21 protein-coding genes are annotated in these 19,673 nt (G+C 60.9%); 20 read left to right on the top strand and 1 reads right to left on the bottom strand.

Annotated elements, in window-relative coordinates; genetic code table 11:
* Nucleotides 1-21: 21 nt before the first annotated feature.
* Genes ABSB13_RS05450 through ABSB13_RS05425 form a run of 6 tightly spaced genes read left to right on the top strand, consistent with a single transcriptional unit; the run spans nucleotide 22 to nucleotide 6,595 of the window.
* Nucleotides 22-576 carry a 4Fe-4S binding protein gene (locus ABSB13_RS05450; RefSeq protein ID WP_428106197.1) on the top strand — a complete coding sequence of 185 codons (555 nt, stop codon included), beginning with the start codon at nucleotides 22-24 and terminating at the stop codon, nucleotides 574-576.
* A gap of 38 nt (nucleotides 577-614) precedes the next feature.
* Nucleotides 615-1,112: an NADH-quinone oxidoreductase subunit J family protein gene (locus tag ABSB13_RS05445; protein WP_428106194.1), complete on the top strand. Its 498-nt coding sequence runs from the start codon at nucleotides 615-617 to the stop codon at nucleotides 1,110-1,112.
* Between the two features lie 18 nt (nucleotides 1,113-1,130).
* On the top strand, nucleotides 1,131-1,445 hold the full coding sequence (gene nuoK, locus ABSB13_RS05440; RefSeq protein ID WP_331958316.1) for an NADH-quinone oxidoreductase subunit NuoK: 315 nt from the start codon (nucleotides 1,131-1,133) through the stop codon (nucleotides 1,443-1,445).
* A 7-nt stretch (nucleotides 1,446-1,452) separates the two neighbouring features.
* Nucleotides 1,453-3,528, top strand: coding sequence for an NADH-quinone oxidoreductase subunit L (gene nuoL, locus ABSB13_RS05435; protein ID WP_428106192.1), 2,076 nt, complete (start codon nucleotides 1,453-1,455; stop codon nucleotides 3,526-3,528).
* Between the two features lie 52 nt (nucleotides 3,529-3,580).
* Nucleotides 3,581-5,080 (top strand): complex I subunit 4 family protein, encoded by a 1,500-nt coding sequence (locus ABSB13_RS05430; protein WP_428106190.1) that lies wholly within the window; start codon nucleotides 3,581-3,583, stop codon nucleotides 5,078-5,080.
* Between the two features lie 27 nt (nucleotides 5,081-5,107).
* Nucleotides 5,108-6,595, top strand: coding sequence for an NADH-quinone oxidoreductase subunit N (locus ABSB13_RS05425; protein ID WP_428106189.1), 1,488 nt, complete (start codon nucleotides 5,108-5,110; stop codon nucleotides 6,593-6,595).
* 21 nt (nucleotides 6,596-6,616) lie between these two features.
* Here ABSB13_RS05425 and purU read toward each other — a convergent pair whose 3' ends face one another.
* Nucleotides 6,617-7,480, bottom strand: coding sequence for a formyltetrahydrofolate deformylase (gene purU, locus ABSB13_RS05420; protein ID WP_428106187.1), 864 nt, complete (start codon nucleotides 7,478-7,480; stop codon nucleotides 6,617-6,619).
* A 39-nt stretch (nucleotides 7,481-7,519) separates the two neighbouring features.
* Between purU and rsmI the strand changes: the two genes are divergently transcribed.
* From rsmI to ligA, 14 genes are all read left to right on the top strand, one after another.
* A complete protein-coding gene (gene rsmI, locus ABSB13_RS05415; protein ID WP_428106185.1) occupies nucleotides 7,520-8,419 on the top strand; it encodes a 16S rRNA (cytidine(1402)-2'-O)-methyltransferase in 900 nt (299 codons plus the stop codon).
* Nucleotides 8,420-8,513: 94 nt separating this feature from the next.
* Nucleotides 8,514-8,882, top strand: a complete 369-nt coding sequence (locus tag ABSB13_RS05410; RefSeq protein ID WP_428106184.1) for a hypothetical protein — start codon at nucleotides 8,514-8,516, stop codon at nucleotides 8,880-8,882.
* Between the two features lie 642 nt (nucleotides 8,883-9,524).
* Nucleotides 9,525-10,151, top strand: a complete 627-nt coding sequence (locus ABSB13_RS05405; protein ID WP_428106182.1) for a phage head morphogenesis protein — start codon at nucleotides 9,525-9,527, stop codon at nucleotides 10,149-10,151.
* Between the two features lie 180 nt (nucleotides 10,152-10,331).
* Nucleotides 10,332-10,784 carry a type II 3-dehydroquinate dehydratase gene (gene aroQ / locus ABSB13_RS05400; protein ID WP_428106219.1) on the top strand — a complete coding sequence of 151 codons (453 nt, stop codon included), beginning with the start codon at nucleotides 10,332-10,334 and terminating at the stop codon, nucleotides 10,782-10,784.
* Between the two features lie 65 nt (nucleotides 10,785-10,849).
* The gene (gene accB, locus ABSB13_RS05395; protein WP_428106179.1) at nucleotides 10,850-11,347 is read left to right on the top strand and encodes an acetyl-CoA carboxylase biotin carboxyl carrier protein; all 498 of its coding nucleotides are present in this window, start codon (nucleotides 10,850-10,852) and stop codon (nucleotides 11,345-11,347) included.
* Nucleotides 11,348-11,366: 19 nt separating this feature from the next.
* On the top strand, nucleotides 11,367-12,752 hold the full coding sequence (gene accC / locus ABSB13_RS05390) for an acetyl-CoA carboxylase biotin carboxylase subunit (protein WP_428106177.1): 1,386 nt from the start codon (nucleotides 11,367-11,369) through the stop codon (nucleotides 12,750-12,752).
* 77 nt (nucleotides 12,753-12,829) lie between these two features.
* Nucleotides 12,830-13,876: a DUF1573 domain-containing protein gene (locus ABSB13_RS05385; RefSeq protein ID WP_428106176.1), complete on the top strand. Its 1,047-nt coding sequence runs from the start codon at nucleotides 12,830-12,832 to the stop codon at nucleotides 13,874-13,876.
* A gap of 33 nt (nucleotides 13,877-13,909) precedes the next feature.
* Complete coding sequence (locus tag ABSB13_RS05380; RefSeq protein WP_428106173.1) at nucleotides 13,910-14,806, top strand: YiiX/YebB-like N1pC/P60 family cysteine hydrolase; 897 nt, start codon at nucleotides 13,910-13,912, stop codon at nucleotides 14,804-14,806.
* A gap of 43 nt (nucleotides 14,807-14,849) precedes the next feature.
* A complete protein-coding gene (locus ABSB13_RS05375) occupies nucleotides 14,850-15,131 on the top strand; it encodes a hypothetical protein (protein ID WP_428106171.1) in 282 nt (93 codons plus the stop codon).
* A 122-nt stretch (nucleotides 15,132-15,253) separates the two neighbouring features.
* Nucleotides 15,254-15,760 carry a nitroreductase family protein gene (locus ABSB13_RS05370; protein ID WP_428106169.1) on the top strand — a complete coding sequence of 169 codons (507 nt, stop codon included), beginning with the start codon at nucleotides 15,254-15,256 and terminating at the stop codon, nucleotides 15,758-15,760.
* 23 nt (nucleotides 15,761-15,783) lie between these two features.
* Nucleotides 15,784-16,224 carry a rhodanese-like domain-containing protein gene (locus tag ABSB13_RS05365; protein ID WP_428106167.1) on the top strand — a complete coding sequence of 147 codons (441 nt, stop codon included), beginning with the start codon at nucleotides 15,784-15,786 and terminating at the stop codon, nucleotides 16,222-16,224.
* Nucleotides 16,224-16,889 carry a cob(I)yrinic acid a,c-diamide adenosyltransferase gene (locus ABSB13_RS05360; protein ID WP_428106165.1) on the top strand — a complete coding sequence of 222 codons (666 nt, stop codon included), beginning with the start codon at nucleotides 16,224-16,226 and terminating at the stop codon, nucleotides 16,887-16,889. The genes ABSB13_RS05365 and ABSB13_RS05360 overlap by 1 nt, the downstream gene beginning before the upstream one ends.
* Nucleotides 16,890-16,907: 18 nt before the next feature.
* On the top strand, nucleotides 16,908-17,609 hold the full coding sequence (locus ABSB13_RS05355; protein WP_428106163.1) for an MBL fold metallo-hydrolase: 702 nt from the start codon (nucleotides 16,908-16,910) through the stop codon (nucleotides 17,607-17,609).
* Nucleotides 17,610-17,644: 35 nt separating this feature from the next.
* Nucleotides 17,645-19,666 (top strand): NAD-dependent DNA ligase LigA, encoded by a 2,022-nt coding sequence (gene ligA / locus ABSB13_RS05350; protein WP_428106161.1) that lies wholly within the window; start codon nucleotides 17,645-17,647, stop codon nucleotides 19,664-19,666.
* Nucleotides 19,667-19,673: the final 7 nt, after the last annotated feature.

Here is a 19,673-nt window from a genome sequence, read left to right as displayed (position 1 = left end):
AGGCTATTGATAATCGTGGTTTTGGAATACGTACATAATATAAAGGACACGGTCTCGACGATCTTCGAGGGCATGGCCGTGACGGCGTCGCATTTCATGCGCAAGCCGTACACGGTGCAATATCCGGATCGGATGCCGGTGCGGGTGCAGGACACGCTGCCGTTCCGTTATCGCGGGATACTGGATGTCGATCTCGAAATCTGCACGGGCTGCCTGGCGTGCGAGCGCGCCTGTCCGATCGATTGCATAGTCATCGTGGCCGAAAAGGATCAGCAAACGCGCCAATTGCTGCTGTCGCAGTTCGATATAGACATCGCCAAGTGCATGTACTGCGGGCTGTGCAGCGAGGCGTGTCCAACCGGATCGATACATCATACGACGGAGTTCGAGGGTGCCGACTATTCGCTGGAGAGCCTGATTCGCCGCTTCGTCCGGGATCCGGTGATGGCGTACAAGGCCAAGAAAGGGCCGGAGACGGATCCGAAAATCGCGCCAATCCTGAGTCGCGGCATGGCCTACCTCGATCAATGGGCGCAACCTGGCGGCGAGAAGCCGGCCGGAGACGAGCCGGCGTAGCGCGCGCGCGGGTCTGCAACGCGGGGAAGGGCGAATCGATGCTCGCACAGGTAATATTCTATGCGCTAGCCGCGTTGACGGTGGGCTCGGCCGCGCTGGTGGCGTTCTCGCGCAACATAGTTTATTCGACCTTCGCGCTGCTGGGCGCATTCATGGGCATAGTGGGTATCTACATTCTGCTCGCGGCGGACTTTGTCGCGATGGTGCAGCTACTGGTTTACGTCGGCGGAATATTGGTACTGACTATCTTCGCGGTGATGCTGACGGCGGGAATCGGCGACGTGAAGGTATCGAATCGCGCGGTGGGAAGCGGACCGGCGATTGTAGTGGCAGGAGTCGCGGCGATCGTGATGCTGTATGCGGTGATGCGAACGCAGTGGCATCAGGCGACGGCATACACGCCCGCGCCGACGACCTACGCGATCGGAAACGCGTTCCTGGGCGATTACGTGCTGCCGTTCGAGGTCGCGTCGCTGGTGCTGTTGGCGGCGTTAATCGGCGCGATTGTCATTTCGCGCCATGAAGTCAGGGAATAGGAGAGCGGGAGAGTCGGGATGGGCGGGGGAATAACGCTGAACCACTTCCTGGTACTGAGCCTGATAATATTTTCGCTCGGGCTGTTCACGGTTCTGACGCGCCGAAACGCGATTGGAATCCTGATGGGCGTCGAGCTGATACTCAACTCCGCCAACATCAATTACCTTGCATTCGCGTTTTACGGCGGCGGCAAATACGACGGCCAGATTTTTGCGATTTTCGTAATCATGCTGGCGGCGGCAGAGGCGGTGATCGGACTGGCGGTGGTGCTGGCGATCTATCAGAACTTCAAGACGATCGACGTCGATGCGGCCGAGACGCTGCGTGGATAGCTGAGCGATGGATCATCCGATTGCGGTTACCTTCATCCGATTGATCGTGGCGCTGCCGCTGGCCGGCGCGGCGATCAATTTCATTGCGGGCGCGTGGCTGCAGAAGACCTTCGGCAAGCGCGCGATCAGTTTCATCGGATGCGGCGTCGTCATCGCGGCGTTCATCCTTGCGCTGCGCGCGTTTTTCGTGATGATCGCGATCCCGCCGGAAAACCGCTTCATGCTCGACGACCTGTGGACGTGGTTCGACGTCGGCGGACTGAACCTGGACATCGCGTTCTGGCTCGATCCGTTGTCGATGGTGATGACGCTGATAGTCACCGGCGTGGGCGGCCTGATCCACATCTACTCGATCGGCTACATGCACGACGACGACGGCTACTGGCGTTTTTTCGGATGGCTCAACCTGTTCACGTTCGCGATGCTGGTGCTGGTGTTGGGCGACAATCTGTGGCTGATGTTCGTGGGCTGGGAGGGCGTGGGTCTGTGCTCGTTCGCGCTGATCGGGTTCTGGTACAAGGTGACGGCGAACACGACGGCGGGCAACAAGGCGTTCATCGTCAACCGGGTGGGAGACCTGGCGTTCGTGATCGCGCTGTACAGTTTGTTCGCGGGCTTGCAGTCGATCGGGCACGCGACGCTGGTGACGCGCGAGATCGCGAGGTACGCGCCGGGGCTTGCGGGCATGGCGATGAATTTCGCCGGCTATCAGTCGGCGTTTCCGCTGGTCGGCTTCGTGACGCTGTTGATGTTCATCGGGGCGACGGGAAAGTCGGCGCAGATTCCACTGTACGTGTGGCTGCCGGACGCGATGGCGGGACCGACACCGGTCAGCGCGCTGATCCACGCGGCGACGATGGTGACGGCGGGCGTGTACATGGTGGCGCGGCTGAACTTTTTGTTTTCGATGTCGCCGTTCACGATGGGCGTGATCGCGGTGGTGGGCGGACTGACGGCGCTGTTCGCGGCGACGATCGGCGTGGCGCAAAACGACATCAAGAAAGTGCTCGCGTACTCGACGGTGAGCCAGCTCGGATACATGTTCGCGGCGCTGGGCGTCGGCGCATACGCGGCGGGCGTGTTCCATCTGATGACGCATGCGTTCTTCAAGGCGTGCCTGTTCCTGGGATCGGGGTCGGTGATCCACGCGATGGGCGGAGAGCAGGACATGCGCAAGATGGGCGGGCTGCGGCACAAGATGCCAATCACGTTCGTGACGTTCATGGCGGCGACGCTGGCTATTTCGGGCGTGCCGCCATTCGCGGGATTCATGTCGAAGGACGAGATCATCTGGCAGGCAATCTCGCACGGGCATCCGGTGGTGTGGGCGATGCTGCTGACTGGCGCGGGAATCACGGTGTTCTACATGTTTCGCCAGGTGTACATGACGTTCTTCGGCGAATTTCGCGGCACGCACGAGCAGGAGCATCATGTGCATGAATCGCCAGCGTCGATGGCGTACGTGCTGATCGTGCTGGGCGCGCTGTCGGTAGTCGGCGGACTCGTAAAGATTCCGGAATTCATCGCGACATTCAAACCGTTCGAGGACTTTCTCGATCCCGTATTCAGCTCCGAGGTGACGCGCCGGATAACCGAAGCGGGAATACATAGTCGTGCGACGGAAGGTTTGTTCGGAGTTATCACATTCACGATAGTAGTAATCGGATGGCTAATTGCGGATCTGATGTATCGGCAGCAGAAGCTGGATCCCGCGCGCTTTAGTCAGATGTTCGGCGGAGTGCCATACGAATGGGTATACAACAAATACTACGTCGATGAATTCTACAATCGAGCGATTATACAGCCGTATATGTTCGCGACGCGGGCGCTGGCCTGGTTCGATACCAACATTATCGATGGAGTCGTGAACCTGGCAGCCCGCATCGTGGTGTTCCTGTCGTGGCTGTCCGGGCTATTCGACCACTACGTAGTCGACGGGCTGGTGAATTTCACCTCGAACCTGACGCTCGACGTGGGCGGCAGGCTGCGACGGCTGCAAACCGGCTCGATCAATGGATACTTATACGGAATTCTGGCCGCGGTGATGCTGATATTGCTGGTGCGCGCGGTGGTAAGGGCATGACAAATTCGGCGGCGGCGCCGATTTCAAGTCAAACGGGAAGAGCGAAACTGAAATGAGTCACGCGCTTACGCTGATAACCTTTGTTCCGATCGCCGGGATGGTGCTGATTCTCGCGCTGCCCGACTCGATGAAGAACGCAAGCAAGTGGATCGCAGTCGCGGCGACGATACCGCAACTCCTGATCGCGATTCACCTGTACGAGAACTTCGACACGACGACCAGTGCGGTTCAGTTCGCCGAGAAAGCGGCGTGGATGCCCTCGTACCACATTAGCTACTTCATGGGCGTGGACGGAATCAGCATCTCGATGGTGCTGCTGACGGCGCTCATCATGTTCATCGCGACGTTCGCTAGCTTCGGGATAAATCGCGCGGAGAAGGGTTACTACGCGATGCTGCTGATGCTCGACACGGGGATGATGGGCGTGTTCGTGTCGCTCGATTTCTTCCTGTTTTATATTTTTTGGGAAGTGATGCTGCTGCCGATGTATTTCCTAATCGGCATCTGGGGCGGTCCGCGGCGCGAGTACGCGGCGATCAAGTTCTTTCTCTACACTCTGCTGGGTTCGGTACTAATTCTGCTGGCGATGCTCGGACTATATTACTACAGCGCGACGCCGACCTTTGACCTGACCGAGCTGGCGGCGAATTCGAGTCATTACTCAATCGGGTTCCAGCGAATAGTATGGATCGCGCTGTTTATCGGTTTCGCAATCAAGATTCCGGCGTTCCCGTTCCATACCTGGTTGCCCGACGCGCACGTGGAAGCGCCCACGGCGATTTCGGTGATTCTTGCGGGCGTGCTGCTGAAAATGGGCACCTACGGCATTCTGCGGGTCAATTTCGCGGTGCTGCCTGCGGCCACTTACCAGCTTGCGTGGGTGTTCCTTGGCGTGATTGGCACTATCAACATCGTGTACGGCGCGATGTGCGCGATGGCGCAGACTGACTACAAGAAACTGATTGCCTATTCGTCGATTAGCCACATGGGTTACGTGATGCTGGGGATGGCGGCGTTCACGACGGCGGGAATCAACGGCGCCGTGCTGCAGATGTTCAATCACGGAACGATCACCGCGATGCTCTTTATCCTGGTCGGCGTGATCTACGATCGCGCGCATCATCGCGAGATAAACGGCTTCGGCGGCCTGGCGCAGCAGATGCCGATATATACGGCGTTTACCGGGTTCGCGTTTTTCGCCGGCATGGGACTGCCGGGGATGTCGGCATTTATTTCGGAAGTGCTGGTGCTGCTCGGCGCGTGGCAGACGCATCCGTTCATGGTGGTATTCGGCTCGGCGACGGCGGTGCTGACGGCGGGCTATCTGCTGTGGACCTTCCAGCGAATCTACCTCGGGCCGCTGAACGAAAAATACAAGGGCTTTCCCGATTTGTCGTTTCGCGAGGCGTTCACGCTGGTGCCGCTCGGGGTTATCGTGCTCATACTCGGTGTCTATCCGCACGCGATTCTCAGCCTGCTCAACACCTCGCTGGTTCATCTCAACCAGGTTGTGCTGTCGACTTCGGGCGCAGCCGTCGCGATGGTTCGCTGAGACTCAAGGCAGGTCGGACGCAAGCAGATGGATCTCGGAAATCTCGCGAGCCTGAAACATTTCATCCCGGAAATGATCCTGGTGGCCGGCATCCTGGCGATCGTGATCATCGACCTTGCGGTACGCGACAAGTCGCGTCTCGGCGCATTGGCTCTGATAGTGGCCGCGGCGTCATTGCTGGCGATTGGCCTGGAGCCGGTGCTGTCGGGCGCGTGGCTGTTTCATCGGATGCTGGTATTCGATTCGTTCGCGATTTACTTTCGCACGCTGATCGCGCTGGCCGCGGTGGTGGCTATCTGGATGTCGATTGGCTCGCAGGAAGTGAAGAGCTGCGACCAGGGCGAGTACTACGCAATATTGCTCGCGAGCACGTTCGCGATGTTTCTGATGGCGGAGTCGGCGAACCTGCTGATGGCGTACCTGGCGCTGGAGTTCGTCAGCCTGACGTCGTACATCCTGACGGGTTTTTTGCGGCATAACCGGCGCTCGCTCGAAGCCGCGCTTAAGTACTTGATCTACGGGGGCGTCGCGTCGGGCACGATGATTTACGGCATGAGCTGGATTTTCGGCATCACCGGCTCGCTCGACTTCAACGTGATCAACAAGGCGCTCTCGACGCCCGGGCATCTGCCGGTGCTCGCCGTATTCATCGCGCTGGTGCTGATCCTGACCGGGATGGGCTACAAGGTGGCGTCGGTGCCGTTTCATATGTGGGCGCCGGATGTTTATACGGGTGCGCCGATTCCGATCACAACTTTTCTGGCGATCGGCTCGAAGGCGGCGGGCTTTGCGCTGCTGACGCGCTTTTTCTTCCCGGCGATTTCGCATCTGGCGGCGGGCGGAAGCTGGACGGCGCTGGCGGGCGTCGATTGGCCGCAACTGCTGCTCTTCGTTTGCATCATCACGATGACGCTGGGCAACCTTGCGGCGCTTCAACAGACCAACATGAAGCGGCTGCTGGCGTACTCGAGCATCGCGCAGGCGGGATACGCGCTGATGGGATTCGTCGTGCTGTCGAACGACGGGATTCGGGCGATGCTGTTCTACCTGTTTGCCTACTATGTAATGGATGCGGGCGCATTCGTGGTGGTGATGATCGTGGCGAACTCGACGGGGCGGGAGGATGTGGAGGCGTACCGCGGGCTGGCGTGGCGCGGCGGAATCGTCCCGGCGCTCGCACTGACTATCTTCCTGTTCTCATTGACAGGCATTCCGCTGACGGTTGGATTCATCGGAAAGTTCTACCTGTTCGCGGCGGTGATTCGCGGCCAATTCTACATACTGGCTATTGTTGGAATACTCAATTCAGTAGTGTCTCTGTATTACTACCTGAAGCCCATTCGGAAGATGTTCTTCGAACAGCCGCGAGGCGACGAAGGTACGGTGCGCTTCCAGCCGTGGGATTACGGGCTGATGGGAGTGCTGGCCTGCGCGACGATCGTGTTTGGGCTGTACTGGTCGCCGATCATCTCGTTTGCGAACCGCTCGCTGAGTTTCTTCACCGGCCCCACCTGAGCAGGGGCCGGGAATCACCCGTCATTCGAAAACGATCGTGCGGTTGTGGTGGAGCAGCACCTGCTTTTTTAGGTGAGCGCGCACGGCCTTCGCCAACACCATCACTTCGAGGTCTTTGCCCTTGCGCGCGAGGTCGGCGACGGTGTCGCGATGCGTCATCGGCGCGGTGGCCTGGGCGATTATCGGGCCGGCGTCCAGCTCTTCGGTCACGTAGTGCGCGGTCGCGCCGATCAGCTTGACGCCGCGGTCGTGCGCCTGCTTGTGCGGCCGCTGGCCGGCGAATGCGGGCAGGAAGCTGTGGTGAATGTTGACGATCGGCTTGTTCCAGGCGCGAAGAAATTCACCCGACAGCACCTGCATGTAGCGCGCGAGGACGACGGTGTCCGCGCGGAGCTCGCCAAGATGCTTCAGGAGTGCGGCTTCGGACTCCGATTTGCGATCCTTCGCGACCGCAATCACCGTAAAGGGCACTTCGAACGGGCGCGCGAGCGGTTCGAGGTCGGGATGATTGCTGACCACGCCGACGACGTCGCCGTCGAGTTCGCCGAAACGATGGCGGCTCAGGAGATCCATCATGCAGTGCGGCAGGCGCGAAACCATGATGACGATCCGGTCCCGCTTGGCGGCGTCGAAGAGCTGCCACTTGAGGCGCTCCCACGGCAGCAGCGATGGCATCGACGCGTCGAGGTCCTTCAGCAACTCAATGACGGGCCGTCGCAGGCTTTCGAAGTGGATGCGCCAGAAGAAGTGGCCATCCTCGTCATCGGAGTACTGGTCGGAGGTGATAATATTGCATCCGAGAGTAAACAGGTGGGTCGAGACGCGGGCTATGATGCCGGGGCGGTCGATGCATGAGATCAGGAGAGTAGCTTTGCCTTCGGCCACGCTGATTACTCCGGGGGCGAATAGTAATTTTGAATTCTAATGTCTGGGCGCGCAAATAAACAAACCGACGCTGGCGGAATTTTGTACGTCGTCGCGACGCCGATCGGCAATCCCGGCGACATTTCCGCGCGCGCAATCCGCACCCTCGAGGAGGTCAGTCTGATCGCATGCGAGGACACGCGGCGAACCGGGCAGATGCTCGCGCGTCATCAGATTCACACGCCCACCGTCAGCCACTTCGAGCATAACGAGGAGCGGCGCGTGCCGGAGCTGATCGAGAGGCTGAAGGCGGGAGAAAAAATCGCGCTGGTCACCGACGCGGGCACGCCGGCGATTTCCGATCCGGGCTTTCGACTGGTGCGGGCGGCGTGGGAGGCAAACGTGCGGGTGATGGCGGTGCCCGGAGCGTCGGCGGCAATCGCAGCGCTGTCGATTGCCGGAATCCCGACCGACAGGTTCACCTTCGAGGGATTTATCCCGGCGCGCGCCGCGGCGCGGCGCAGCCGGCTGGAAGGACTCCGCCGCGAGCCGCGCACGATGGTTTTCTACGAGGCGGCGCGCCGGCTGGCCGATACGCTGGCCGAGATGGCGACCGCATTCGGACAGTCGCGGGATGCGGCGGTGGTGAGCGAAATCACCAAGACCTACGAGAAGACTGCGCGCGGGACGCTGGTCGAGCTGGAGCGACGTTTTCGTGCGACGCCCGCGCTCGGCGAGATCACGATCATCGTCGCAGGTGCGCCGGATACGTCGAGCATCGCCGGCGCGGAAGCGGGGTCGGTCACAGTTAACGTGGGTGAAGCGCTCGAAGTTCTGCGTGAGGCGGGACTCGGGCTCAAGCAGGCGAGCGCGGTGATCGCGCGGCTGACGGGGATAGGGCGTCGCGAAGTGTACCAGAATGCCGTCAAATCGCGCTCTGATGACTCCAGTGATGACTGACCGGTGGACAGCATTCGATGCCCGCGCGTGACAGTCGGTCTGCGATGTCGTAACCTCACGGGTTGCTACACCGCCGTTGGAGAGGTCGTTGGAAATGGATGAACCGCCCCACCTCAAAGCCGATGCCGTCTGCCGATGCTTGTTCCTGTTCGCGCAACGGATTTTTCGCGAGGCGCGACAGGCCACCAAGGATCGACTAATCGTATCGGCGGCGGAACCCGTCTTCACCCGGCTGGAGCGAGGCACGCCACTTAGCGCAGCGGAGGTCTTTGCGATGCCGCCGGAGCAGCGGCGCATCGTCCAAGAAATTCTCTCACAGTACATCATATTTTTTACGAGTTTCGCCGACCTGAAGTTTCCGCTTGGATTTTTGAGCGGCTCATCAGCCGACGAACTCGGACCCGCAGTGCTCGCGTATATTTGCGAGCATCGTTGGCCGTTTCCACAGCTACTGCCACAGTGATGAGGACGGTGACATTATGCTGACGAAGCAAGGGCCAGAAGGAGGAATCCCGCTCATTTTGCGCCGCGCGAAGCCATAGGATTGCTCTGGCTTTCTGCGTGTTCACCATTGAGCGATAGAAACCATCAGGCACGGCTCTTTTGCGCGCAATGCGGGAACCGGTTGTCGATTTCGGCGCGGCTTTTCAACTTGCTATTCCTTAAAATCACCCGGTGCTCGGACTGTTACGTCGAAGAACAGCGGAAGCGGCATGCGGAGCGCACCTGGGCCAACTTCAAGGCGTGTGAAGTAGAGTTTGCCCGTGAGCACGCCGGTGAAAAGATACGCGCACCAGCTACCGGCGCTGTAGAGGCCGTTCGCGCGACAGTGGTTGAGGCGATTGAATCGGAGTGGGATGCAGTGCGTTTACGAGATGAACTCATTGCGCGATTTGGATTTCCCGAGAAACGCGCTATGCTCATCGCTGGAACGGAACTAGGCAACGCATTCAAACCAGCCAGCCGTGACCTCGATTTCACAAGATTTGTTGAGCCGGAGCTAAGAAACGCGGTAAGAAAGCGCGCCTATGATCTTTATACGGCTAGACCTCCGACACTAGCACGCGGGGGTAAGCCGCGGCTTAGCTAGCTCGACGAGGAGATTATGGTGGCTTTTGACCTCTTCGATGAGACGCGGCACGCACTGTGCCGCGCTTGCGAGAACGGCACCGCTTTCGAGGATGTCGAGAAAAAACTCCGGCCCGGGCTGCGGCAGCTTGCTTGGTGGGCGGATGAGGTGACTGTTTGGAACGTCGAGACGCACCGGAAAAACAAGGTTCACTCCGGCGCTGAATTACTGGAGGTCATTTACGGTACATACCTAGCAGTGTGGACGGGCGCTAAGAATCTTGAGCAGAGCCGCCGCGTGCAGCGCCTGATGCCGCTGCTCCGCTACGCGGCATATGGATGTGATCGCCACGCGGCTTGGGATAATCTCGTGCTCCCTGTGGATGACGGCTGGTGGGAGATTCACTTTCCGCCGAACGGCTGGTTTTGCACCTGCGACGTGGATTCCTTAAGCCATGCTGATCTTGAGCGCTACAACTATCGGGTTGGTGTCGCGCCTCCGGTCAGGATGGTCAGTGCGACGAGCCCGATTAACAACGCGCCGATCGAGTTACCCGAAGACGTGGAGTTCGGATTCGTGGGTCCCCCAACCGTTGCCCGTGCCGACGCGTTGTTGCGTCTTTGGCTCCAAAACCCACACATTGCAATAAGCGAATCACGTTGAACCGCTAGGAGAAACTATTTCTCGGTTCAGGCATAATGCGCGTACCGTTGTCGGCCCCCGCGCTTGCAGTCGCATCGAGGGTGCGGTTCAATGAAAGCCAGGAGCGGTGCGGGGATGGCGACGAGGGTTAAAGGGCGGCAGAAGGCTGGCGAAGCCGCGGCGGGCGGCGCGAGCGGCCCAATTGCGGTGCTGGTGATCCATGGACCCAACCTGAATCTGCTCGGCGAACGCGAGCCGGAAATTTACGGCCGAACCCGCCTGGCTGATATCGACAAGGAACTCAAGCAACTGGGACGCGAACTCGAGATGAAGGTTGAGACGTTTCAGTCGAACAGCGAAGGTGGAATCGTCGATCGAATTCAGAAAGCGCGCGGCAAGTGCGACGTGCTGATCCTCAATCCCGGCGCATACACGCACACCAGCGTTGCGATTCGCGACGCGATACAAGCCGTGAACATCCCGGTAATCGAAGTGCATCTGTCCAACGTGTATCGGCGCGAGCCGTTTCGGCATCATTCCACGATTGCGGATATCGCGCACGGTCGAATCATGGGATTTGGCGCCGAGAGCTATAGCCTGGCTCTCAGAGCCGCGCGCACGATGGCCGAGGAGTCGCGCCGCCGGAGCGGATGAACGCGATGCCGGGCAACGATCAGGCGCGCAGGCGAGTCGCCGTTGCGGGAAGACACGGAGAGCAGATGGAAGTACGCGAACTGAAAACCTTGCTGGTCCTGATGCGGGATTACGGGCTGGTTGAACTCGAGATAGAGGACAAGAAGGGCAAGGTGCGGCTGGTCCGCGGCGGCGAGCGCGCGTCGCTGGACGCGGCCGAGGCGGGTTCGCCGCCGCATCTGGCGGTGCGCACGGCCTCGCCGCTCAAGATGGCGACGAGGCACGTGGAGGCGACCGAAGAGGAAGGCTCGAAGGCGGCGGGCCGAATCGAACTGGCGCCGAATCAGAAGCTGATCGAAAGCCCGATGGTGGGTACGTTTTACCGGTCCGGCTCGCCCGACGCGGCGCCATTCGTCGAGGAAGGGTCGTCGGTGCGCAAGGGGCAGCCGCTGTGCATAATCGAGGCGATGAAGATGATGAACGAGATCGAATCGCCGGCCGCGGGGCGGGTGGTAAGAATCATCGCCGAGAATGGGAATCCTATCGAGTACGGTCAACCGCTGATGATCATCGAAGTGATCTGAGAAGGCGGAGCGCGCGCCGATGTTCAAAAAACTGCTGGTCGCAAATCGCGGGACAATCGCCATCCGGATAATCCGCGCATGCCGCGAGCTGGGAATTTCGACGGTGGCGGTTTACTCGACGGCGGACAAGAACGCGCTGCACGTGCGGATGGCGGACGAGTCGGTATGCATCGGGCCGCCGGCGGCTGAAGACAGCTATTTGAACATCCCGGCGATTCTCAGCGCGGCCACGACCTTCGGCGCCGACGCGGTGCATCCAGGGTACGGCTTTCTTTCCGAGAACGGCGACTTCGCGGAGGCGTGCCAGCGCTCGGGGCTGAACTTCGTGGGTCCGCGGGCGCGTCATATCAGGTTGATGGGCGACAAGCCGCGTGCACGGCGAATCATGAAGCGCGCGGGCGTGCCGGTCCTGCCGGGCAGCGAGGGCGCGGGAGTTACCGAGTTGCGCGAGGCTCAAGCGGACGCGAAGCGGCTGGGCTACCCGGTGCTGATCAAGGCGGCAGCGGGCGGCGGCGGCAAGGGGATGCGAGTCGCTCGCGATGGAGCGGAGCTGACGCGCCTGTTTCCGCTGGCGCAGGGGGAATCCGAGGCGTCGTTCAATTCGCGCAAGATGTACCTGGAGAAATACCTCAAGGACGTGCGTCACGTCGAGTTTCAGATTCTTGCCGACTTGCACCACAACGCGATTCACCTTGGCGAGCGCGACTGCTCGATTCAGCGCCGTCATCAGAAGCTGATCGAGGAATCGCCGTGCCCGATTCTGACCGCGCGGCTGCGCGAAAAGATGGGCAAGGCGGCGCTGCGCGCGGCCGCGGTGGTCGGCTATTCGAACGTCGGCACGGTGGAATTTCTGCTGGCGGGCAGCGGCGTGTTTTATTTTATAGAGATGAACACCCGGATCCAGGTCGAGCACGGCGTGACCGAGATGGTCACGGGCGTTGACCTGGTGAAGGAGAGCATCCTGATGGCGATGGGCGAGAGGCTTGGGCTCAAGCAGCGGCAGGTGAAGTTCGATGGCGCGTCGATGGAGTTTCGCATCTATGCCGAAGATCCGGAGCGTCATATTCCCTCGCCGGGCGTCGTCACCAATCACCATCCGCCGGGCGGACTGGGGGTGCGCGTCGAGACGGCGCTGTACGACGGCTATCGCGTGCCGGTGCAGTACGATCCGCTGATCGCAAAGCTGATCGTGCATGCCGAGACGCGCCCCGAAGTGATCGCGCGGGCCAAGGCGGCGCTGCGTGAGTATGTAATCGACGGCATCAAGACCAACATCCCGCTGCATCTTAAGATTCTGCACGATCCGGATTTCAATCGCGGCGAATTCTCGACCGATTTTCTAAGCCGCTATGAACCGGCCGAGCCGCAAGCCGCGCACCACGCGCCGGTAAGCAAGGCCTCTTGACCGCAACGCTCCGCGCCATGCTTGATAGAGTCCAACGGAGAGGCGCCGTGCCTCGGCCCATGAGTCAAATGACGAACTTGAAAAAAATAAAACCAGTATTCCTTGCACTGATAATCGGGTTGATTGCGAGCGTGCCGGCTGCGGCGCAGGAGGGCATGAATCCGCTGATTCCCGGCGGCAACAGCGCACCTCCGGGCCGCGCGCCGAAGGCGGTGGTCGGCAATTCGCTGTACGATTTCGGCACCGCGCTCGAAGGCACGATGGTCAGCCACACCTTCACGATCAAAAACATCGGCCAGGGTTATCTGGACATTCGCGGCGTGAAGACTTCATGCGGATGCACGACGGGAAATCCCTCGAAGATGCATGTCGCGCCCGGCGACGACAGCGAAATCGCAGTCTCGTTCGACACCCACTTTCAGAAGGGTCACCAGGTGCGCACCATCACCGCGTCCACCAACGATCCCGACAATCCGCAGGTCACGATGACGATGCAGGGGATCGTCAAGAGGCAGGTCGAGGCGCAACCGGGCGAAATCTCATTTGGCAACGTGAAGAAGGGGACCGAAGACACCAGGGAGCTGGTGGTCAACGATCTCAATCCGGGGCGCGGGCCGTTCCAGGTTGGTCCGGTGAGCAACTCGAATTCTTCGATCAAGGTCGTGCAGGAAAAGCGTCCCGACGGCAAGCCGGGCGCGCTGCTCAAAGTCTCGCTGCTCAAGACGATGCCGATGGGGCCGTTCGACGACTCGATCAAGATCATGACCAATCGGGTGCCGTTGCAGGTTGACGTGTTCGGAGCCGTGACGGGAGACTTGAACGTCGATCCGGCGCAGGTTTCGTTCGGACTGGTTCCGCGCGGCCAGGACATCGTGAGAATTTTCAAGCTGAGCAATCAGGGTCCCCATCCGGTAAAGGTGCTCGAGGTGACCAGCAGCAGCCCTGCCGTTGCCGCGACTGCGGAGCCGGTCACGCCGGGCAAGGAATACAAGGTCACGGTCATGCTCAAGCGCGGCACACCCGACGGGCAACTGCGTGGGGATTTGACGATAAAGACGGACGACCCGGATCAGGCGACGCTGAAAGTACCATTTTACGCGATCGTGGGGCAGTTCAAGACCTGATCGAGGTTTCGCGAACAGGGGAACTGGGCTGAAATGGCTCGGCGCGAGAAATCGGGGATCATTGCCTGGTTGCTGGACCGGATGAGCGATTGGGCCGTCGGTCTGCTCACCAAGCCCATCAAGAGTTACGCCCTCCACATCCCCAACGACATTGCCGCGCTCAAGCGTCACATTCGCAAGGGCGACGTCGTATTGGTGGAAGGCAACGAGCGCATCAGCGAATGCATCAAGTACCTGACGCAAAGCTCGTGGTCGCACTCGGCGTTGTATGTCGGTGACGAGCCGATTCGACGCAATCCCGAGATGAAGGCGCCGCTGGTCGCGCAATTCGGCGAGGAAGCGAACTTCCTGGTGGTCGAGGCAATCGTGGACGCAGGTGTGGTGCTCGCGCCGCTGGCCAAGTATCGCGACTTCAACATCCGCGTGTGCCGGCCGTTCAACCTGTCGGCGGCGGATCTGGCCGACGTGATGGACGAGGCGATTCGCAGCGTGGGCGATACCTACGATCTGCGCAACGTAATCGATCTGGCGCGCTACTTTCTGCCGTTTACCCTGGTGCCCCCGCGCTTTCGCCGCCGGGCGCTGCAGTTCGGAAGCGGCGAGCCGACGCGCGCCATCTGCTCGAGCGTGATCGCGTCGTCGTTTAATCGCGTGAAGTTCCCGATTGTGCCGAACTATCAGCAGTTGCCGCCGCCGCCGCCAGCGTCGCCCAAGCGCAAGCTGTGGCCGATAGGCTCGAAGACGACCGGCGCGTTGCAATACGGCACGCTCAGGATGGTCTCGCCGACGCTGATCACACCGCGCGATTTCGATCTGTCGCCCTATTTCGAGATCATCAAATTCAATATCATCGAGAACATGCGTTTCGACTATCACAAGATTTTGTGGGCCGACGCCGCGCCACCCGCGCCGGTGAAAAAGGGCGCCTGAGACGGCGGATACATCGGGGCCATCGCAAGCAGGAGAGGATTCATTGAGCGAAGAACAAGGGCACGCAGGCGACCGGCGCGAACTTCTCGAGAAGACAATCGCGAAGATTCTGCATCGCCATTGCAATTTCGGATGGGCGAACTACTACGTCCCGAGCGAGAAGTTCCCGAGCCTCATCGAAGAGCTGGTCGAAGTGATGAGCCCGGGCGGGCAGGCCGGTCACGATGAATTGGTGCGATTTTTTCTTGGGCTTCAGGGCCTGCCGTCGATCCAGGAGCGGGTGGCGAAACTCGAGCAGGAATTTTCGGTGTACAAGCGCGGCTGAGGCCGCGTCCTCAAGGCGATTGGTGCAGTTGGGCTTTTAGCGCCGTCAGTTCGGCGGCGTCGGCGGCCGCCGCTTCGACTGGTATCCGCCCCGATTCGAAATTTCAGATGGAGGCGCCATCCATGGACGCTCTTGAAGCGATTCTCTCCCGCCGCGTGCAGCGCGCGTTCTCGGACAAGCCGGTGGAGCGCGAAAAACTCTCGAAGATCGTCGAGGCCGGCCGCCATGCGATGAGTGCGCGGAACCTGCAGCCGTGGAATTTTGTCGTGATTCAAAATCCCGATCGGCTTAAAGAGATTGGTGCGCTATGCTCGACCGGCCGCTTCGTTGCGCTGTCGCCATCGGCGATCGTGGTGCTCAAGGACGTCGCCAACGCGCGATGGGCCGACGTGGATTGCGCGCAGGCGGTGCAGAACATGGCGAATGCGGGATGGGCGCTCGGCCTGGGCACGTGCTGGGTCGGCAACTTCGACGGGGCGAAGATTGGCGCGATCCTCGGGGTCAAGGACGGATGGGCAATTTTCACGATTCTGCCGTTCGGCTACGCCGACCCGAAGAATCCGCCGCAGGCCAAGCCGCTCAAACCGCGCTGTGAGATAGTGCATTATGAGCGCGTGGGAAATTCTTAACACTGAAAAGAGGAAGGTTCGCGATGGCGATAAAACAGCAAGTTCCACCCGAAGCGTACGCAACGCTCCAGGCTAATCCCGACGCGCTGTATCTCGACGTTCGCACCGAAGGAGAATTTGCGGCCGGACACGCGGCCGGCGCGATCAATATCCCGGTCATGGTTGCCAAGGGTCCGGGGCAGATGCAGATGAATCTCGACTTTGTCGAGGTCGCCGAGAAGGTAATTCCCAGGGCCAAGAAACTCGTCGTCGGATGCATGGCGGGCGGACGTTCGCAGCGCGCGTGCGAGATGCTCGAAGAGGCGGGATTCACCGATCTGACCAACGTGGTCGGCGGCTTTGGCGGCCAGCGCGACGCGTCGGGCAAGGTCGTCGTCGCGGGATGGAAGGACGCGGGACTGCCAGTGACGACCGAGCTGGGCGACGCCGCCTACGCGGCGCAGCGGGCCAAGGCGGGCGTGTAATGGCGATACGTCTGGGCCGGATTTACACGCGCACGGGCGACAAGGGGACTACGGCGCTGGTGGGAGGCAAGCGCGTGCCCAAGGAGAGCGCGCGGCTGGAGGCCTACGGAACGACCGACGAGCTGAATTCGATCATCGGAATCGTCCGCAGCTACCTTCCGCAATATAGCGACGGGTTGGGCGCCGACTTCGAGCGGTATTCGGAGAGCCTGCGGCGGATACAAAACGAATTGTTCGACGTGGGCAGCGAACTCGCTACGCCGCCCGACGGCGAATATCCGCAGATGCACAAGATGGGCGCCGGCGAGATCAAGCTGCTCGAAGCAGAGATGGACGCGATGGAGAAGGAGCTCGAGCCGCTTAAATCTTTCACGCTTCCCGGCGGCGGCGTGCTCAACGCGTTCATCCATCAGGCGCGCACGGTGTGCAGGCGTGCGGAGCGCCAATGCTGGCGGCTGAAGCGCGAAGAGGACATCAACGACAACCTCATCATCTATGTGAACCGGCTGAGCGATCATCTGTTCGTGCAGTCGCGATGGGTTGCGAAGCGGCTCGGGGAGCGCGAATTTCTGTGGGACCGGGCGCTGCGGATCGAAGAGAATAAGAGGACGGCGCGCGCGGCGAAGAGCAAGCCGGGCCGCAGCCGCGGCAGCGCGAACTCCTGAGTGAGGGGAAATCTGGCGATGGCTGAATCCAGCGAAACGAAAATCTATCTTCGACAGGCGCAGATCGGCCCGATGGCGAATTTCGTGTACCTGATCGGCGATCCGGCCACGCGCAAGCTCGCGGTCGTCGATCCCGCGTGGGACGTCGAGGCGATACGCACATACGTGGAGCGGGAAGGTTACGAGATCGACAAACTCCTGCTGACGCACTATCACCCCGATCATCTGGGCGGGCACATGATGGGCCAGAATATCGAAGGCGCCGCCAAGCTGCTCGAACACGTGAAGGTCAAGGTCTATGTGAACAAGCACGAGGCCGACGGGGTGAAGCAGGTCGCCGGATTGTCGGACTCCGACCTGGTGAAGGTCGATGCGGGCGACACGGTCAAAGTGGGCGAGCTCGAGGTGAAGTTCCTGCATACTCCCGGGCATACGCCGGGCTCGCAGTGTTTCCTGGTCGAGGGCAACCTGATCTCCGGCGACACGCTGTTCGTGAATTCGTGTGGACGGGTGGACTTGCCGGGCTCGGATCCGGAGGCGATGTATCACAGCCTGAACGATACGCTGCGCAATCTCGACGACTCGACGGTGGTCTATCCGGGGCACGCGTACTCGCCGGAATCGAGCACGACGATCGGCGATCAGAAGCGCCACAACATGTACATGCGATTTCCGACGCTCGACGATTTTCTCGACGCGATGGGCTACCCGCGCCGCTAGCCGGGGAATTCGCGCGACGGTGGTGAGCTCCAGCCATGCGTGAGGATTCGCACAAGCTCGCCGCGCAAGCCGAAAAACTGCGCGACGAGATCGATCGCGCCAACTATTGCTACCACGTCCTCGACGAACCGGAAATTTCCGACGCCGAATACGACCGGCTGATGCGCCGGCTCGAGGCGCTCGAGCGGGAGCATCCCGAGCTTGCCACGGCCGATTCTCCCACCCAGCGGGTGGGTGCGGCGCCGAGCGAAAAATTCGGCGTCGTGGTGCATCGGCGGCCGATGATGTCGCTCGGCAACGCGATGGACGCCGAGGAGATGCGTGAGTTCGACAAGCGCGTCAAGCGGCTGCTGAAATCCGACGCCGACGTCGAGTACGTCGCCGAGATCAAGCTCGACGGACTGGGTATCGAGCTGGTTTACGAAGACGGGCGGTTGAGCGTCGGCTCGACCCGCGGCGACGGAATCAACGGCGAGGACGTCACCCGGAATATCCGCACGATCAAGAGCGTGCCGCTCAGATTGCACCATCCCGAGCAGGGCAAGATCCCGCGGCTGCTCGAAGTGCGCGGCGAAGTGATCATTCCGCGGACGGGGTTTGCAAGGTTGAACCAGGAGCGCGACGAGGCCGGCGAGCCGGTGTTCGCCAATCCGCGCAACGCAGCGGCGGGATCGCTTCGCCAGCTCGATCCGAAGATCACGGCGTCGCGGCCGCTCGACGTTTTCCTGTACGCGCCGGGCGTGATCGAGGGCGTCACGTTCAAATCGCAGTGGGAATTTCTGCAAGGGATCAAAGCGCTGGGGTTGCGCGTGAATCCGCTGTCGCGCGTATGCAAGGGTATCGACGCGATCCTCGAATACTGGAACGAAATCACCGAAAAACGCCGCGCGCTGGACTACGAGGCCGATGGCGTGGTGGCCAAGGTGAACTCGTACGCGCTCCAGGAGCAGCTCGGCGAGGTATCGCGTTCGCCGCGCTGGGCGATTGCCTACAAGTTCAAGGCGCAGCAGGCGGAGACGGTGCTCGAAAAGATCGACGTGCAGGTCGGCAGAATCGGTTCGCTCACCCCGGTCGGCAAGCTTCGTCCCGTGCAGCTGGCCGGCGTGACGATTTCGAATACTTCGCTGCACAACCTCGACGAGATCAGGCGCAAGGACATCCGCGAGCGCGACACCGTGCTGATCGAGCGCGCCGGCGACGTCATTCCGTACGTGATTCGGGTCACCAGGGAAGCGCATCCGCGCGCGAAGCGGTTTGAGATGCCCACCCATTGCCCGGAGTGCGGCGCCGCGATTGTCCACGAGGAGGGCGAGGTCGGTTACTTCTGCGTCAACGCGAATTGCCCGGCGCGGATGCGCGAATCGATTCGCCATTTCGCGTCGAAGGGCTGCCTGGATATCGAAGGGCTGGGCGACAAGCTGGTCGCGCAACTCGTCGAGAAGGGCTTGGTGAAGGAGCTCGACGATCTATTCGGGCTGTCCAGAGAGCAGCTCGCGGGGCTCGATCGAATGGCCGACAAGAGCGCGCACAACGTCCTGGAGGCGATCGCCGCGGCGCGCAAAACTTCGCTCGACAGGTTTATCAACGGGCTTGGGATACGACACGTCGGCGAGCATACTGCGCGTCAACTGGCGTTGAAGTTCAAGACGATGGACGCGCTGGCGGCCGCCTCGGAGGACGATTTGCTCGGCGTGCGCGATATCGGGAAAGAAGTAGCGCACAGCATCGGCGAGTACTTCGACGAGCCGCGAAATCTGAAGACCGTCAAGCGCTTGATCAAAATCCTGGAGGTCGAACCGCCAACCCAGATTGAGGGGCGCGGCGCAGTCCGCGACAAGACCTTCGTGCTGACCGGGGCGCTTGAATCGATGACGCGGGATGAGGCCGAGCGTAAAATCATGGCGGCAGGGGGGCGAGTCACGTCGTCGGTCAGCCGCAAGACGGACTTCGTGGTCGCGGGCGCGGAGCCGGGCTCGAAGCTGAAGAAGGCAAATGATTTGGGAGTCAGGGTGCTCGACGAGAAGGGGCTCGTGTCGATTCTTGCGGGCGATAGATGACGACTTG

Source organism: Binatus sp. (SeqCode), from assembly GCF_050013435.1.
In the GTDB taxonomy this organism is placed as follows: domain Bacteria; phylum Desulfobacterota; class Binatia; order Binatales; family Binataceae; genus Binatus.
Note: the sequence above shows the minus strand (reverse complement) of the source record. Positions and strands in the feature narration are given on the sequence as shown.